The organism is Caballeronia udeis, from assembly GCF_044909315.1.
GTDB lineage: Bacteria > Pseudomonadota > Gammaproteobacteria > Burkholderiales > Burkholderiaceae > Caballeronia > Caballeronia udeis_A.
Genome location: NZ_JBIYEB010000001.1, coordinates 50,277 through 66,314 on the forward strand (window position 1 = coordinate 50,277; position 16,038 = coordinate 66,314).

At 61.0% G+C, this 16,038-nt stretch carries 15 protein-coding genes; all 15 read left to right on the top strand.

Going from position 1 to position 16,038, the window contains the following annotated elements; all coding sequences use genetic code 11:
• Positions 1 to 54: 54 nt before the first annotated feature.
• Complete coding sequence (locus ABH944_RS00240) at positions 55 to 1,020, top strand: LysR family transcriptional regulator (protein ID WP_404603862.1); 966 nt, start codon at positions 55 to 57, stop codon at positions 1,018 to 1,020.
• Between the two features lie 183 nt (positions 1,021 to 1,203).
• On the top strand, positions 1,204 to 2,565 hold the full coding sequence (gene miaB / locus ABH944_RS00245) for a tRNA (N6-isopentenyl adenosine(37)-C2)-methylthiotransferase MiaB (RefSeq protein ID WP_404603864.1): 1,362 nt from the start codon (positions 1,204 to 1,206) through the stop codon (positions 2,563 to 2,565).
• Positions 2,566 to 2,599: 34 nt separating this feature from the next.
• On the top strand, positions 2,600 to 3,685 hold the full coding sequence (locus tag ABH944_RS00250; protein WP_404603866.1) for a PhoH family protein: 1,086 nt from the start codon (positions 2,600 to 2,602) through the stop codon (positions 3,683 to 3,685).
• Between the two features lie 26 nt (positions 3,686 to 3,711).
• Positions 3,712 to 4,179, top strand: a complete 468-nt coding sequence (gene ybeY, locus ABH944_RS00255; RefSeq protein WP_404603868.1) for an rRNA maturation RNase YbeY — start codon at positions 3,712 to 3,714, stop codon at positions 4,177 to 4,179.
• Between the two features lie 3 nt (positions 4,180 to 4,182).
• Positions 4,183 to 4,863, top strand: coding sequence for a gamma-glutamylcyclotransferase (locus tag ABH944_RS00260; RefSeq protein WP_404603870.1), 681 nt, complete (start codon positions 4,183 to 4,185; stop codon positions 4,861 to 4,863).
• Positions 4,864 to 5,097: 234 nt separating this feature from the next.
• Positions 5,098 to 6,018 carry an HlyC/CorC family transporter gene (locus ABH944_RS00265; protein ID WP_404603872.1) on the top strand — a complete coding sequence of 307 codons (921 nt, stop codon included), beginning with the start codon at positions 5,098 to 5,100 and terminating at the stop codon, positions 6,016 to 6,018.
• A 221-nt stretch (positions 6,019 to 6,239) separates the two neighbouring features.
• The gene (gene lnt / locus ABH944_RS00270; RefSeq protein ID WP_404603874.1) at positions 6,240 to 7,955 is read left to right on the top strand and encodes an apolipoprotein N-acyltransferase; all 1,716 of its coding nucleotides are present in this window, start codon (positions 6,240 to 6,242) and stop codon (positions 7,953 to 7,955) included.
• On the top strand, positions 7,936 to 8,433 hold the full coding sequence (locus ABH944_RS00275; protein WP_404603875.1) for a GNAT family N-acetyltransferase: 498 nt from the start codon (positions 7,936 to 7,938) through the stop codon (positions 8,431 to 8,433). The genes lnt and ABH944_RS00275 overlap by 20 nt, the downstream gene beginning before the upstream one ends.
• A gap of 183 nt (positions 8,434 to 8,616) precedes the next feature.
• Entirely contained in the window at positions 8,617 to 9,624 is a 1,008-nt protein-coding gene (glyQ, locus tag ABH944_RS00280; RefSeq protein WP_404603876.1) for a glycine--tRNA ligase subunit alpha, read from the top strand.
• An 18-nt stretch (positions 9,625 to 9,642) separates the two neighbouring features.
• Entirely contained in the window at positions 9,643 to 11,742 is a 2,100-nt protein-coding gene (gene glyS, locus ABH944_RS00285) for a glycine--tRNA ligase subunit beta (protein ID WP_404603877.1), read from the top strand.
• Between the two features lie 11 nt (positions 11,743 to 11,753).
• Positions 11,754 to 12,317 (top strand): D-glycero-beta-D-manno-heptose 1,7-bisphosphate 7-phosphatase, encoded by a 564-nt coding sequence (gene gmhB, locus ABH944_RS00290; protein ID WP_062089633.1) that lies wholly within the window; start codon positions 11,754 to 11,756, stop codon positions 12,315 to 12,317.
• Between the two features lie 70 nt (positions 12,318 to 12,387).
• Positions 12,388 to 13,179 carry a lysophospholipid acyltransferase family protein gene (locus ABH944_RS00295; RefSeq protein WP_404603878.1) on the top strand — a complete coding sequence of 264 codons (792 nt, stop codon included), beginning with the start codon at positions 12,388 to 12,390 and terminating at the stop codon, positions 13,177 to 13,179.
• A gap of 105 nt (positions 13,180 to 13,284) precedes the next feature.
• Positions 13,285 to 14,277 (top strand): M48 family metallopeptidase, encoded by a 993-nt coding sequence (locus tag ABH944_RS00300; RefSeq protein WP_404603879.1) that lies wholly within the window; start codon positions 13,285 to 13,287, stop codon positions 14,275 to 14,277.
• 170 nt (positions 14,278 to 14,447) lie between these two features.
• Positions 14,448 to 14,834 (top strand): lactoylglutathione lyase, encoded by a 387-nt coding sequence (gene gloA / locus ABH944_RS00305; protein ID WP_056351352.1) that lies wholly within the window; start codon positions 14,448 to 14,450, stop codon positions 14,832 to 14,834.
• A gap of 265 nt (positions 14,835 to 15,099) precedes the next feature.
• Positions 15,100 to 16,035: a DMT family transporter gene (locus tag ABH944_RS00310; protein ID WP_404603880.1), complete on the top strand. Its 936-nt coding sequence runs from the start codon at positions 15,100 to 15,102 to the stop codon at positions 16,033 to 16,035.
• Positions 16,036 to 16,038 lie beyond the last annotated feature (3 nt).

Genomic DNA, 16,038 nt, shown 5'->3' on the forward strand with positions numbered 1-16,038 from the left:
TTTGATAATTGGCGTAGCATTTGAAGCATTATCAAAAGCATATTGAGAATCACGATGGATCGACTCGGCGACATGCGCCTGTTCACGGAAGCGGCAGCGCTCGGCAGTTTGTCTGCGGCGGGACGCAAGCTGGGTTTGTCGCCGGCGGCGGCCAGTGCCCGGCTGCTCAAGCTGGAGAAATCGCTGACCGCGCGGCTGTTCGAGCGCACCACCCGGCAACTCAGGCTCACCAACGAGGGCCGGCTTTATCTGCAGCATTGCCGGATCGCGCTGCAGGCTATCGACGACGGCGAAGCCGCGCTGCACGCCGGCCAGAATCTCGTGCGCGGCAAGGTGCGGATCTCGGCCACGTCGGATTTCGGCCGCAACCTGCTATGCCACTGGCTCGATGAATTCAGCCGCCTGCACCGGGACGTGAGTTTTTCGCTGACGCTGTCGGATTCGGTGTCGAATCTGCTGCTGGACGATATTGATCTGGCGATTCGCTTCAACCAGCCGTCGGAGACCAATCTTATTGCGCGGCGGCTGGCGCCGAACCGGCGTGTGCTGTGTGCATCGCCGGACTATCTGGCCCGGCACGGCGAGCCGAAAACGCCCGCCGATCTCGCCACGCACACGTTCGCGGTATTGGCAACTTCAACCGCCACGTTCAACGTGTTCCAGTTCGTCCGTGGCGACGAGCGTTTCACCCACACCGTGCCGCTCGACGACGCCTGGGAAACCAACGACGGCGCGCTGTCCCGCGCCTGGGCGCTGTCGGGCCAGGGCATTGCGCATAAATCGATCTGGGACATAGCCGCCGATGTCCACTCCGGCGCGCTGAAAATTTTGCTGGCAGACTGGTGTTCGAACGAGGCGGCGGTGCACGCGGTGTATCACTGCAACCGGTACATGGCGCCGCGGGTGCGCGTGCTGCTGGATTTCCTGATCGAACGCTTCGGCCGCGCGACCGCGGAATTGCTCGGCGACCTGGCCTACCCGCCCGGCCACCAGGGGCACGAAATCGAGCGGACGCTATAATATCGAGTTGAACTGTCGAGGCGCGCGTCGTGTGATTTCCGGCCATTTCAGGCGAAATGGGTCGAAAAGGGATCTAAAAACGAGCGCAAAATCCGACGAAACGAAACACGCAAATCCCTCGCTGTCTCCTTTAACGCATTAAAAACCGCGCCCCCAGACTAATCACTGCGACCGGCGAAATTCATGACCAAGAAAGTGTATGTAAAGACCTTTGGCTGCCAGATGAACGAGTACGACTCCGACAAAATGGTCGACGTGCTCGGAGCAGCCCATGGCCTCACCCAGACGGATACGCCGGAAGACGCCGACGTCATTCTCTTCAACACGTGTTCGGTGCGCGAAAAAGCGCAGGAAAAAGTGTTCTCCGACCTCGGCCGCGTGCGCGAGCTTAAGGAAGCGAACCCGAACCTGATCATTGGTGTGGGCGGTTGCGTGGCGAGCCAGGAAGGCGCGGCGATTGTGTCCCGCGCTCCGTACGTGGACCTGGTGTTCGGCCCGCAAACGCTGCATCGTCTGCCGGAAATGATTGCGAAACGGCGTTCCAGCGGCCGTTCGCAAGTCGATATCTCGTTTCCGGAAATCGAAAAATTCGATCATCTGCCGCCGGCGCGTGTGGACGGCCCGAGCGCGTTCGTATCGATCATGGAAGGCTGCAGCAAGTACTGCAGCTATTGCGTGGTGCCCTACACGCGCGGCGAGGAAGTATCGCGGCCGCTGGACGACGTGCTGACCGAAATCGCGGGCCTCGCCGACCAGGGTGTACGCGAAGTCACCATGCTCGGCCAGAACGTAAATGCGTACCGTGGGCCGGTAACACAGCATTCCACTGACATTGCCGATTTCGCCACGCTGATCGAATACGTGGCGGAGATTCCGGGCATTGAACGGATTCGCTACACCACGTCGCATCCGAAGGAATTTACGCAGCGGCTGATTGATACGTACGCGAAAGTGCCCAAGCTCGTGAGCCACTTGCATTTGCCCGTGCAGCACGGTTCCGACCGTATCCTGATGGCGATGAAACGCGGTTATACCGTGCTCGAATACAAGTCGGTGATCCGCAGATTGCGGGCGATCCGTCCGGATTTGTCGCTGTCCACGGACATGATCGTCGGGTTCCCGGGCGAGACGGAAGACGACTTCCAGAAGATGATGAAGCTCATCGACGAAATGAGCTACGACACCAGTTTCTCGTTCATCTACAGCCCGCGCCCCGGCACGCCCGCTGCAAACCTGCACGACGACACCCCGCGCGAAGTGAAGCTCAAGCGTTTGCAACATTTGCAGGCGACCATTGAGGCGAACGTGGCGAAGATCAGCAACGCCATGCTGGGTTCGGTGCAGCGCATCCTGGTGGAAGGCCCGTCGCGCAAGGATCCGAGCGAACTCGCCGGACGCACCGAGAATAATCGCGTGGTGAATTTCCCCGCGCCAATCTCGTCGCACAAACGGTTGATCGGCCAGATGGTCGATGTGGAAATCAACGTGGCGTATCCGCATTCGTTGCGCGGCGAGCTGGTTTTGACGCCCGCGACGACTCACTAAACCCCGCAGCTTCGACAGGAACCCGACTCTCGCCTTGAAGACCGCTCAGCAGCATATGGAATTCACCGCACCGCGCGACGACAACGCGCGGCTCGCCAACCTGTGTGGCCCGCTCGACGAAAACCTGCGGCAGATCGAGCAGGCGCTCGACGTGACGCTGACGCGTCGCGGACACAAGATCACCATCCGCGGGCGCGGCGCGAAGGTTGCGCTGGCGGCGCTCGAGAATTTCTACAATCGCGCGAAGGACACGTTGTCGGTGGACGACATCCAGTTGGCGCTGGTCGAAGCGCGCAATGCGGCACGGCGCGACAAGCCTTCGAACAACCTGAACTCGGATCCCGTCGATCCGCGTTTTCGTGGTGACCCTGATCATCCGTTCGATGAACCCAGCGCAACCATCGACCTGGGCGAAGAAGAAGATCCGGGTCCGAAGCTGTACACGCGCCGCGCCGATCTACGCGGCCGCACCCCAATGCAGCGCGAATACCTGAAGCAGATCATTGCGCACGACGTAACTTTTGGCATTGGCCCGGCGGGTACGGGCAAGACGTATCTGGCGGTGGCGTGTGCGGTGGATTCGCTCGAACGCGATCAGGTGAAGCGCATTGTGCTGACGCGTCCCGCAGTGGAAGCCGGCGAGCGCCTGGGTTTCCTGCCGGGCGATCTCGCGCAGAAAGTGGATCCGTATCTGCGCCCGTTGTACGACGCGCTCTACGACCTGCTCGGCTTCGATAAAACCGCAAAAATGTTCGAGCGCCAGATGATCGAAATTGCACCGCTTGCGTACATGCGCGGCCGGACGCTGAATCACGCGTTCATCATTTTGGACGAGGCGCAGAACACCACGCCCGAGCAGATGAAGATGTTCCTGACGCGGATCGGTTTCGGGTCAAAGGCCGTTGTGACCGGCGACACCACGCAGGTCGATCTACCGCGCGGGCATCGTAGCGGGCTGATTGAAGCGCAACACGTGCTGGCCGACGTGCGCGGTATCGCAATGACGAAGTTCACGAGCGTGGACGTGGTGCGGCATCCGCTGGTCGCGCGCATTGTGGAAGCATACGACGCGCAGTCGGCGCGTGATGCCGTTGCTGCCACGGCGTCAGCCGGAAAATAATCGCGCACCTATTCGCCCGAATCCGCATGCCCAAACTTGCCCTGACGCTGCAGTTTCCCGCCGCCAAAACGTTTCCTGAACACAAGGCGCTGTTGCCGCGTGCAACTGTCGCCGGCTGGATCAAGGCGTCGTTGTTCGCGGACGCGGAACTGACCGTGCGTTTCGTCGATACCGAGGAAGGCCGGACGCTGAACCGGTCTTATCGGCAGAAGGATTACGCGACCAATGTGCTCACGTTCGCGTACGCCGAGTCGGAAGACGATCCGGTCACGGGCGACCTGGTGCTGTGCTGTGCTGTAGTGGAACGCGAGGCGCGCGAGCAGAACAAGCCGCTCGCCGCGCATTACGCGCATCTGATCGTGCACGGTACGCTGCATGCTCAGGGCTACGATCATGAAGATTCGGCGGAAGCGGAAGAAATGGAATCGATCGAAACCGGCATCATGCAAAAACTGGGTTTCACCGATCCTTACCTGCCGTTGCCGCCCAACTAAGCCGTGACTCCCGACCCTTCCCCGCTCCCCGGACTGCCCGCCCAGATTCCCGACGACTACCCGCCGGTGTTCGGGGAATCACGTCTTCTTACGGACGAAGAACTCGCGGCATCGCGTGAAAAAGCGCTCGCGCACTGGGATCGCAAGAGCGATCTCTGGCTGTTCGGCTATGGCTCGCTGATCTGGAACCCGGGCCTGCCCGCCGTGGAAACGGTGCGCAGCAAGGTGCACGGTTATCATCGCGGACTGTATTTGTGGTCGCGCGTGAATCGCGGCACGCCCGAGCAGCCCGGCCTGGTGCTGGCGCTGGATCGCGGTGGTTCGTGCTCCGGCATGGCGTTCCGGCTTGCCGCCGAGGGCGCGGAGCCGCACCTTGAAGTGCTGTGGCGGCGCGAAATGGCGATGAATTCCTACCGCGTGGCCTGGTTGCCGTGCACGCTGGTGGATGGCCGCCGCGTGGAGGCGCTGGCCTTCGTGATGCGACGCGAGGCGTCCACCTACACCGGCAAGCTTGCCGACCCGATGGTGCGCCACGTGCTCGGCTGCGCCACCGGCCGGTACGGCACCACGCTCGACTACGTCAGCCGCACGGTGGCGGCGCTGCGCGAATGCGGCATGCCGGACCGGCAGCTCGAAGCGCTTTTGCAGCGGTGCTGCCGGGACTCAAATTCGTCGCAGGAATGAGCGTGGCGGCATGCGTTAAAGGTGCACGTAACACTGCTCGAATGCTTAGTAACATACCCAACGGCGGCCAATCGGCCAGCGTCACCGGCTCGACATACTCGGCCGATATTTATCAGTTAGGATGTTTCTACGAGATTTGAACGTCTTCGTGCCGGCCCGAATTGGCGCGAATTTTCCTTGGTGTATTCTTAACTTTCCGTAATTTCGCGTTCGGAACCATCCGGACGCCCCACTATGAACGACGCCTATCCCAGTCGACGACAAACCGACAAACCGCAGGAAAAGCGCACGCTGCTCGAGCGCCTGACCGATTTCATCTCGCACGAACCCGAATCGCGCGACGAATTGCTGGAAGTCCTTCAGGACGCCCACGAACGCAATCTGCTCGACGCGGATTCGCTCTCCATGATTGAAGGTGTGTTCCAGGTCTCGGAACTCTGCGCGCGCGACATCATGATTCCGCGTGCCCAGATGGACGCCATCAACATTGCCGAAACGCCCGAGCAGTTCATTCCGTTCATGCTCGAAAAAGCGCACTCGCGTTACCCGGTATTCGAAAGCAACCGGGACAACGTGATCGGCGTCCTGCTTGCAAAAGACTTGCTGCGTTATTACCACGAAGAAGAATTCGATGTCCGCGGCATGCTTCGCCCCGCTGTGTTCATCCCCGAATCGAAACGCCTGAACGTATTGCTGCACGATTTCCGCGTGAACCGGAATCACATTGCCATCGTCGTTGACGAATACGGCGGCGTGGCCGGACTGATCACGATTGAAGACGTGCTGGAACAGATCGTTGGCGACATTGAAGACGAGTACGACTTCGATGAAGAAGCCGGCAACATCATTGCGACGCCGGATGGAGCGCATCGTGTGCGTGCGCTGACCGGCATCGAGCAGTTCAACGAACAGTTCGGCACGCACTACTCCGACGACGAAGTCGACACCATCGGCGGGCTGGTCACGCACCGGTTCGGGCGTGTGCCGCATCGTGGAGAGAAGGTGCGGATTGACGACTTCGTGTTCGAGATTCTGCGCGGCGACGCCCGCCAGATCCACGTGCTGCGCGTACGGCGCGCACCGAATATGAACGTGCTCGACGGGAATTCGCGTCGCGAACACTACGACAACGTTCACGACGACGAACGCGATTGAACGCGTTTGATCCCGTTTGATCTCAAGAATAGAGAACGCGCAGATGCGCCCCTGATCCGGCCCTGACCTGCTTAAGCCTGTAACACAGCGTGTTCACACTACGCGTCGGTTGCAGCAGCGGCGTGCCAGGCGGTTATGCAGGCGTTTTGCACCTTTTTCGTGAAATGACACGCGCCGGTCACGCTTTGTCTTTCGCTTACGTTATGCCGACCCCGCAATCCATGGCCGACTCTTCGACTCCTGTTACCTCACGACGCGGCTCACAGCCCGTTCCCTCTGAAAAACGCGCTGGAACGGCTCAGTCCCTCCCGTTCTGGCATTACCTGGTCGCGGCAGTCCTCGGCGCCGCCAACACGCTGTCGTTCGCGCCCACGCCGCACGGCGGCTGGCTGGAACTGGTGATCTTCGTGCTGTTTTTCGCGTGGCTCACGCGCACGAGCGGCTGGAAAGGCGCGGCCTTGACGGGCTGGGCATTCGGATTCGGCAACTTCGTGACGGGCGTGTGGTGGCTGTACGTCAGCATGCATGACTACGGCGGCATGGCAGCCCCGCTGGCGGCTGCGGCCGTCGCGTTGTTCTCCCTATACCTCGCGATCTATCCGGCGCTGGCAGGCGTGGTGTGGTCGCTGTGTGCAGGCCGTGCGCGGTATGACGACAATGAGGACAACAACGGCTCCGCCGCCGATGAACCCCGCTTCGTGCCGACGTGGCACGGCGCGTTTGCGTTCGCGAGCGCATGGGCGCTGGGCGAATGGTTGCGAGGCCTCGTATTCACCGGTTTCCCGTGGCTTGCCAGCGGATATGCGCAGGTCGATGGCCCGCTGGGGGGCTTCGGATCCGTCGCCGGCGTGTACGGCGTGGGCTGGGTGCTGGGACTCGTGGCGGCGTTGCTCGTGCAGGGGTTCTACAGCTTCAGGCATGGAGCAGCGAGCGGGAGTTCGATGGGCGCGCGTCTCGCGCCCTGTATCGTCGCGGTGCTCCTGGTTGCGTCTGGCATGTTGCTTTCGCTGGTCGAATGGACGACTCCGGCGAACGCGCCGCTCACCGTCAGGCTGCTGCAGGGCAACGTGAAGCAGGAGATGAAGTTCGAGCAGGAAGGCGTGGGTCAATCGCTGGCGCTGTATAAAAAGCTCATCACCGAAAAACCTGCGGATCTCATTGTCACGCCGGAAACGGCATTGCCCATTCTTGCCGTCCAGGTGCCGCCTGACCTGGCGCTCGCGTTGCGCAATTTCTCCAATACAACCAACTCATCCATCCTGTTCGGCGCTATCGGCGTGACGGCTTCCGAAGGCCGCGTGACCGGCTACACGAACAGCCTGTTCGGCATCACGCCGAACCAGCGGGACGTGTTCCGCTACGACAAACATCATCTCGTGCCATTCGGCGAATTCGTTCCAACCGGTTTCCACTGGTTCGTGGCGCTGATGGGCATTCCGCTCGGTGACCTTGGACGCGGCCCGCCGGTGCAGAAATCGTTCTTCGTGCACAACCAGCCGATTGCCGTCGATATCTGCTACGAAGATATTTTCGGTGAAGAGATTGCGCGAACGATTCGCGAACAGGAAGCACCCGCGGGCATCCTGGTGAACTCGACGAATCTTGCGTGGTTCGGCAACACCATCGCACTGGATCAGCATTTGCAAATGGCCCGCATGCGTTCGATTGAAACCGGTCGCCCAATGCTGCGCTCGACCAACACGGGCACAACGGCGGTGATCGCGGCGAATGGCGCTGTAGTGGCACGGTTGCCCGTGTACACAGTCGGTTCCCTCGATGCCACCGTCCAGGGCACGTCCGGCCGCACGCCCTACGTCACGAGCGGCAACCTGACGGTGATCCTGGTGTCGCTGTTGCTGCTGGCGTTTGGATTTGCGTTCGCGCCGGGCAGGAATGGCCGCAACAAGCCTGACGACAATGGTTCCCAAAAGTCCTGAGCCGGGCCAGTTTGCAATCCGTAAAGCGGTGCGAGCCGACGCGGACGCCGCGTGGGACATTCGCCGCGCGGCCGTGATGAGCGAATGCGCGAGCGTGTATCCATTGGACCAACTGGAGCAGTGGACCGGCGGTACGGCCTCGAGAGCATTCGCCGATGCCGTTGAAGAGCGTTTCCTGGTGGCAACTGTTGATGAGCACGTGGCGGGCACCGGCATGATCGACCTCACGACAGGCAAAATCGATGCAATTTTTGTCCATCCGGCGTATATGAAACGCGGCATTGGTGCGGCAATGATGCGTCACCTGGAAACACTCGCGCGCTCGCGGGGACTCCGCGAACTCAAGCTCGACTCCACGCTGAACGCCGCTTCGTTTTATCGCTCCCTCGGTTTCGAAGGCGATGAAATCGCGCCATACCGCTCGCCACGTGGCCTGACCATGGATTGCGTGCCAATGACGAAACGGCTCGGCGGATAACGCCCGTTTTTACCGGCCGAATGGCCGATGAGTCCGCCGTTCATCCCCGGAAAGTCGCACAAGACCCTCATTCCCGCTAAAATTCAACGTTTTAGCCCTCCGGCCGGCGCATTTTTCCGGCCCGCTTCGAGAACTCGCCGGCCCACCGGCCCCAAGCTTCGAAGGCACGCTTCAAAGGCATTCATGCTCACTTTTCAGCAAATCATCCTGACGCTGCAATCCTATTGGGATAACAAGGGTTGCGCGCTTCTCCAACCGATCGACATGGAAGTCGGCGCGGGCACCTCGCACGTGCACACGTTCCTGCGCGCAATCGGCCCGGAACCGTGGCGGGCGGCGTATGTCCAGCCGTCGCGTCGTCCCAAGGACGGCCGTTACGGCGACAACCCGAACCGCCTGCAGCACTACTACCAGTACCAGGTGGTGCTGAAACCCGCGCCTGAAAACATCCTGGACCTGTACCTCGGCTCGCTCGAGGCGCTTGGCTTCGACCTGAAGCAGAACGACGTGCGTTTCGTGGAAGACGACTGGGAAAACCCGACGCTCGGCGCGTGGGGACTTGGTTGGGAAGTCTGGCTGAACGGCATGGAAGTGACGCAGTTCACGTACTTCCAGCAGGTCGGCGGCATTGACTGCAAGCCGGTGCTCGGTGAGATCACCTACGGACTCGAACGGCTCGCCATGTATCTGCAGAAAGTCGAGAACGTCTACGACCTCGTGTGGACCGAATGGGAAGAGGACACGCCGAACGGCCGCGAATTGCGGCGCCTGACATATGGCGACGTCTATCACCAGAATGAGGTCGAGCAGTCCACGTACAACTTCGAGCACGCGAACGTCGACCTGCTGTTCACGTTCTTCAAGAGCTACGAAGCTGAAGCTCAGAAAATGATCGAAGCGAAGCTCTCGCTGCCCGCGTACGAGCTCGTGCTGAAAGCCGGCCACGCGTTCAATTTGCTGGACGCACGCGGTGCGATTTCCGTGACGGAGCGCGCGGCGTATATCGGCCGGATCCGCGATTTGTCGCGTGCGGTGGCAAAGGGTTATTACGAGTCGCGTGAGGCGCTCGGTTTCCCGATGCTGGGCAATCCCGTACATGCGGCGGCCGGACTTGTTTCGGACGCACAAGATGCCGCGAAGCCCGCGTGGGCGCCGGCGCTGAAGGTCGAGCGCAATATCGATCAGGCCTGACCAGAGCACGACATAACAATGACCGAAACCAATCTTGCATCGCTGCTCGTCGAGCTGCGGACCGAAGAACTTCCGCCGAAAGCGCTCGCGCGCCTGGGCACCTCGTTTGCCGAAGGCATCGTGCAGCGGCTTGCCGCGCGCGACCTGATTGAAGGCGAAGCGATCTTCGAAAAATACGCCACGCCGCGACGTCTCGCGGTGCTCATCAAGAACGTGCGCACGGTCGCGCCGGAACGGCAAGTGCGCGAAAAGGTGCTGCCCGTTTCCGTCGCGCTGGACAAAGACGGCCAGCCCACCGCGCCGCTCGCAAAGAAACTTGCGGCGCTGGGTTTCCCCGACTTCCCCATTGGCGACCTCGAACGCGCGCAGGACGGCAAGGCCGAAGCGTTTTTCCTGCGCTACGCCGCGCCCGGCGCAACGCTTGCGGACGGCCTGCAAACCGCTCTGCAAGAGACACTCGGCAAGCTGCCTATTCCGAAGGTCATGACGTATCAGCGGCCCGACGGCACCAGCGTGCAGTTCGTGCGGCCGGTGCATGGGCTGATTGCGTTGCATGGCCGCCATGTCGTGCCGGTGAGCGCACTCGGCGTCGACTCCGGTGACACCACGCTGGGTCATCGGTTCATGTCGGAAGGGACCGTGGCAATTGGCAATGCTGACGATTACGCCAGCACGCTGCGCTCGAAGGGCAAGGTCGTGGCGAATTTCGACGATCGCCGCGAATCCATCCGCACGCAGTTGCAGGCATTCGCCCGTGAAGATCGCGTGGTGATGCCCGAGTCGTTGCTGGATGAAGTGAACGCGCTGGTCGAGTGGCCCGTCGTGTATCAGTGCCGTTTTGACGAGTCGTTCCTGCAAGTGCCGCAGGAATGCCTGATCCTCACCATGCAGACGAACCAGAAGTATTTCGCGCTGACTGACGAGCACGGCAAGCTGCGTTCGCGCTTCCTGATTGTGTCGAACATCGACACCCAAACGCCGGGCGATATTGTGGAAGGCAACGAGCGCGTGGTGCGGCCGCGTCTGGCCGACGCCAAGTTCTTCTTCGAGCAGGACAAGAAGAAACGCCTCGCCGACCGCGTGCCGCTGCTCGCGAACGTGGTGTATCACAACAAGCTCGGTTCGCAGTTGCAACGCGTGCAGCGGCTTGAAGCGCTGGCCGGCGAAATCGCGCCTATGATCGGCGTGGACGTGGCCGTCACGAAGCGCGCCGCCCTGCTCGCGAAGGCTGACCTGATCACCGACATGGTGGGTGAATTCCCCGAACTGCAGGGGACCATGGGCACGTACTACGCACACCACGACGGCGAGCCGGAAGAAGTCGCGCTCGCGTGTTCGGAACATTATCAGCCGCGTTTCTCCGGCGATGAAACGCCGTCAACCGGCGTGAGCAGCGCCGTTGCTCTGGCCGACAAGCTGGAAACACTCGTCGGCATCTGGGGCATTGGCCTGCAGCCAACCGGCGAAAAAGATCCGTTCGCTCTGCGCCGTCACGCGCTCGGGGTGTTGCGCATCCTGCTGGAAAAGCGCCTTGCCATCGACTTGTTCGACTTGCTGCGTACCGCGTACAAGCAATTCGCCGACATGCCGCAAGTCGTGGATTCAACCGACGCCCTCTACGCGTTTTTCATGGACCGGCTGCGCGGCGTGCTGCGTGAGCGCGGCTTCAACGCCATCGAAATCGACGCGGTGCTGAGCCTGAACCCCACGCGCCTGGACGACATCGTCGCGCGTCTGGACGCCGTGCGCGAATTCGCTGCGCTGCCCGAAGCCGCGTCGCTTGCGGCGGCGAACAAACGCATCTCGAATATCCTGAAGAAGTCGGCTGAAGGCGTGCCGGCCAGCGTGCAGCCTGCACTGCTTCAAGAGGCGGCCGAGAAAGCGTTGTACGCTCAACTCGAGCAAGTCGCGCCGCGCGTGCAACAGCAACTGGCCGAGCGCAACTATACGGAAGCGCTTTCGGCGCTGTCCGCCTTGCGTGATGCCGTGGATACTTTCTTCAACGACGTGATGGTGAACGCGGAAGATCCCGCGCTGCGAAACAACCGTCTGGCTCTTCTCGGCGCACTGCATCAGCAGATGAATTGCGTCGCGGACATTTCGAAGCTTGCCGCCTGATGCGCCACACCATGCCGACCAACGCAAACAAGAAACTGGTGATTCTCGATCGTGACGGCGTGATCAACGTCGACTCCGACGCGTTCATCAAGTCGCCGGACGAGTGGGTTGCCATCCCCGGCAGTCTGGAAGCGATCGCACGTTTGAACCAGGCCGGCTATCGGGTGGCGATTGCATCGAATCAATCGGGTATAGGCCGTGGTCTGTTCGACATGGCCGCGCTCAACGCCATGCACGAAAAGATGAACCGGACGGCGGCGGCAGTCGGTGGCCGCATAGACGCCGTGTTTTTCTGTCCGCATACGCAGGAAGACGAGTGCGAGTGCCGCAAGCCGAAGCCCGGCATGTTGCAGCAGATCGTGGAGCGCTTCGAGATCGATCCCGCCGAAACACCCATGGTCGGCGACTCGCTGCGCGATCTGCAGGCAGGCGCGGCGCTCGGCTTCGAGTTGCATCTCGTGCTGACCGGCAAGGGGCAAAAAACGCTGGCAGCGGGCAATCTTCCGCCGAATACGAAAGTACACGACGACCTGCGCCACTTCGCGCTCGACTTCCTTGCCGCACATCACGACTGACCTGACACTTGGTACCTGATACCTGACGCAGGGGTTTTTCCGTCACATCACATAATACTTGTTCAAGCCGATGCGCTTCATTCGTTCGCTGTTGCTGATGGTTTTTTTCGCGGTCTATACGGTGCCGTACGCGTGTGCATGCTTCCTCGTATTCCCGTTCATGCGCGCTGAAAAGCGTTACTGGATGGCGGCATACTGGTGCAAGTCGTGCATCGTGGTGATGCGTTACCTGAACAATATTCGCTACCGGATCGAAGGATTGGAGAACCTCCCCGACGGTCCGGCCGTGTTGTTGTCCAAGCACCAGTCCGCGTGGGAAACGCTGGCGTTCCCCGCGTTGATGCCGCGGCCGCTCTGCTATGTGTTCAAGCGCGAGCTGCTGTTCGTGCCGTTCTTCGGCTGGACCATGGGCATGTTGAAGATGGTGCATATCGACAGGCGTCAGGGCAAGGACGCGTTTGCATCAGTGGCTCGACAAGGGCGCGAACGCATGGCCGAGGGCGCGTGGGTCATCATGTTCCCGGAAGGCACGCGTACGCGCGTGGGCCAGCAGGGCAAGTACAAGTCGGGCGGTGCGCGGTTCGCGTGTGCGGCGGGCGCGCCGGTTGTCCCTATCGCCCACAATGCCGGCCACGTCTGGCCGCGGAAATCGTTTCTCAAATATGCGGGTATAGTCACAATGTCGATCGGTCGCCCGATCGACACGACAGGCCTCACGCCGGAAGAAGTCAACCTGCGTGTGGAGCGCTGGATCGAAACGGAAATGCGTCGAATTGATCCAGACTCCTACGGTGCTGCCGATCGTTTCGTCGCTGAGACTGAACCAGAATCCAAGTCTCACGGCGCGGCTACCGGCCTGTAGACCCGAGTGTCGTTATCGCTTCGCCCGTTTCGACCGTTTCTGTCGTTAGTTTCATTACTTTCGTTCTTCCCGTCATTCCCGCGCCGCGTGCGCCAAGCTGAGCCGATGCAGAAGACTCCCTCGCGACAGCGTCCCGCTGCCGCGCTCGACAACCCGCAACTCGACCTGCCGCTCAATCTTCCCAGTGAGCCAAGGCCGTCGAGTGCGACGCCATCGCCTGCCACGTCGGGCACTCTCGCCGCGCCTGTCCCGGCCATGCCCGCAACCTTGCGTGGCGATATCGCGCCGGCTGATACGACCGAGACCGCGAGCACGCCCGCGCCGCCCTTACGTGCGCCCAGTGCGCCCGACGGCGCGCGCAACCGGCACCTCATGCTCGGTTCGCAAATGCTCGATTACCGCTTGAAGCGTTCGTCGCGCCGGACGATCGGCTTCACTATCGACGGCACCGGTCTTGCCATTACTGCGCCGCGCTGGGTGACTATCGGCGCAATAGAAAGCGCGATTGCCGAGAAGGAAAAGTGGATCTTCAAGAAGCTCACCGAATGGCAAACGCGGGTGGAACAACGCGTGGTGCCCCGCATTGAATGGAAGGATGGCGCGCAGCTTCCGTATCTCGGGCAGACCGTCACCGTGATGATGACCTCGGCGCCAGGTACGACGGGCAAGAGCGCGACTCAACCGGCCTTCGATACCGACAGTGGCGTGCTATGGCTCGGCGTTCCCGCACTGGCAGATGCTCAGCTCATTCGCGAGCGTGTGCAACGCTGGCTGCATGTTCAGGCGCTGCAGGTCTTCGGCGAACGGCTACCGGTGTATGCGGCCAAACTGGGTGTGGAGTTCAGGGCTTATGCGTTGTCTTCCGCTGCTACGCGCTGGGGCAGTTGTTCCAGCGAGGGCAAGATCCGCCTGAACTGGAGGCTGATTCATTTCCCGGTGCATGTCATTGACTATGTGGTCGCGCACGAACTCGCGCATCTTCGCGAGATGAATCACAGTCCGCGGTTCTGGGCCACGGTCGAGTCGATCTTCCCGGACTTCCGCGAAGCGCGGCATACCCTGAAGCATCATCCGCCCGAGTTGCTGCCGCTGCTTTAGCACCTCCGCAGCGCCGACCGACACGGAGCAGCGCGCGGCGAGTGTTCGCGGTGAGCAGTACAATTTTGGACGTGGCCGTTTTTGTCGCGCGCGCTGTTCACCGAGACACAGTAAAAGACGCGGTAAAGCGGACCATCCGCTCCATCGATATTCCCCACAGGAACCCCATCATGCGACTTCTTCACACCATGCTGCGAGTCGGCGACTTGCAGCGATCCATCGATTTCTACACGCGCATCCTCGGTATGAAAGTGCTGCGCCAGAGCGAAAACACCGAGTACAAATACACGCTGGCGTTCGTCGGTTACGGCGATGAAAGCGAAAACAGCGTGCTCGAACTGACCTACAACTGGGGCGTCGACAAGTACGACCTGGGCTCGGCTTATGGCCATATCGCGCTCGAAGTGGACGACGCGGCAGCGGCTTGCAACCGCATTCGAGAAGCAGGCGGCAAGGTTTCGCGCGAAGCCGGTCCGGTGAAAGGCGGAACGACGGTGATCGCTTTTGTTGAAGACCCGGACGGGTACAAGGTCGAGTTGATCGAGAAGCATTCCTGAGACGGTATGCTGGTTTCGAGTCAAGAGCTCCCGCAGTGTTTGAGGCTCCTTCGGGAGCCTCATTTTTTTAACTTCTACCACTCCGCATCGCACCTTGTTGCCTCGTTAATACCAGATCAATTAATAAGATATCCTTAATTAATTAAAGCAGCGACAACACCCACCACCACGCCCACTCTCCGCAAGCCCGCATGACAGCCCCACCTCATCGATGGCAGAATGCGCCAGAGACATGCTTCAGCAACCAGTTAAAACACAATAATCAATGAGCACCACTGCCCTGCCCGTGCGCCGCGCACCCGACGCCACCGCCATCCTGTTGATGATCGCGCTATGCGCAGTGTGGGGTTTCCAGCAAGTCGCCATCAAGGGTGCGAACGCCTCTTTCCCGCCGCTGCTTCAAGCGGGCATCCGCTCAAGCATAGCGACAATTCTGGTCTGGCTATGGACACGTTCACGCGGCGTCGCGCTGTTTCGCCGCGACAATACCCTCGCGTCCGGCCTGTCCGCCGGTGTGTTGTTCGGCGGCGAGTTCGTGTGCATTTTCCTGGGGCTTACGTTGACCAGCGCCACGCGCATGGTCGTCTTTCTCTACACCGCTCCGTGTTTCATGGCGCTTGGCCTGCACTGGTTCGTCCCGGGAGAAAAGCTGAAGCGGATACAGTGGGCGGGAATAGCGCTAGCATTCGGAGGCATCACACTCGCTTTCGCCGATGGTTTCCTGCACCCGGCCACGGGCAGCACGTCGACATGGCAAGGAACGGCAGGCGATGCCCTCGGCGTACTCGGCGGCGTCTTCTGGGCAGCGACAACGGTCGTCATCCGCGCGTCCCCACTCGCTCGTGCGAGCGCAAGCAAGACGCTCCTCTATCAGCTCGCGGTATCGGCCATTGTTTTGCTCGGGCTCGCCTTCGCGCTCGGGCAAACGCATGTGAGTACGATCACGTTGACCGCCGTCGCCAGCCTCGCCTATCAGGCAATCGTGGTCGCGTTCCTGAGCTATCTCACGTGGTTCTGGTTGCTCACGCGCTACATGGCGTCCCGGCTCACCGTGTTCTCGTTTCTCACGCCCATCTTTGGCGTTGCGTTCGGCGTGGCACTGTTGGGCGAAACGCTGACTCACCGTTTCATGATTGCATCGGCTTTAGTTGTGGCCGGCATCGCGCTGGTCAATGCACCCGCCGGCCGGCGGCGCACCTGATCA

Coding starts and splice junctions, on each gene's coding strand:
- gmhB (WP_062089633.1), top strand. CDS start 11,754: ATGCCGACCAACGCAAACAAGAAACTGGTGATTCTCGATCGTGACGGC.
- ABH944_RS00310 (WP_404603880.1), top strand. CDS start 15,100: ATGAGCACCACTGCCCTGCCCGTGCGCCGCGCACCCGACGCCACCGCC.
- ybeY (WP_404603868.1), top strand. CDS start 3,712: ATGCCCAAACTTGCCCTGACGCTGCAGTTTCCCGCCGCCAAAACGTTT.
- lnt (WP_404603874.1), top strand. CDS start 6,240: ATGGCCGACTCTTCGACTCCTGTTACCTCACGACGCGGCTCACAGCCC.
- glyQ (WP_404603876.1), top strand. CDS start 8,617: ATGCTCACTTTTCAGCAAATCATCCTGACGCTGCAATCCTATTGGGAT.
- ABH944_RS00295 (WP_404603878.1), top strand. CDS start 12,388: ATGCGCTTCATTCGTTCGCTGTTGCTGATGGTTTTTTTCGCGGTCTAT.
- glyS (WP_404603877.1), top strand. CDS start 9,643: ATGACCGAAACCAATCTTGCATCGCTGCTCGTCGAGCTGCGGACCGAA.
- ABH944_RS00300 (WP_404603879.1), top strand. CDS start 13,285: ATGCAGAAGACTCCCTCGCGACAGCGTCCCGCTGCCGCGCTCGACAAC.
- gloA (WP_056351352.1), top strand. CDS start 14,448: ATGCGACTTCTTCACACCATGCTGCGAGTCGGCGACTTGCAGCGATCC.
- miaB (WP_404603864.1), top strand. CDS start 1,204: ATGACCAAGAAAGTGTATGTAAAGACCTTTGGCTGCCAGATGAACGAG.
- ABH944_RS00275 (WP_404603875.1), top strand. CDS start 7,936: ATGGTTCCCAAAAGTCCTGAGCCGGGCCAGTTTGCAATCCGTAAAGCG.
- ABH944_RS00240 (WP_404603862.1), top strand. CDS start 55: ATGGATCGACTCGGCGACATGCGCCTGTTCACGGAAGCGGCAGCGCTC.
- ABH944_RS00265 (WP_404603872.1), top strand. CDS start 5,098: ATGAACGACGCCTATCCCAGTCGACGACAAACCGACAAACCGCAGGAA.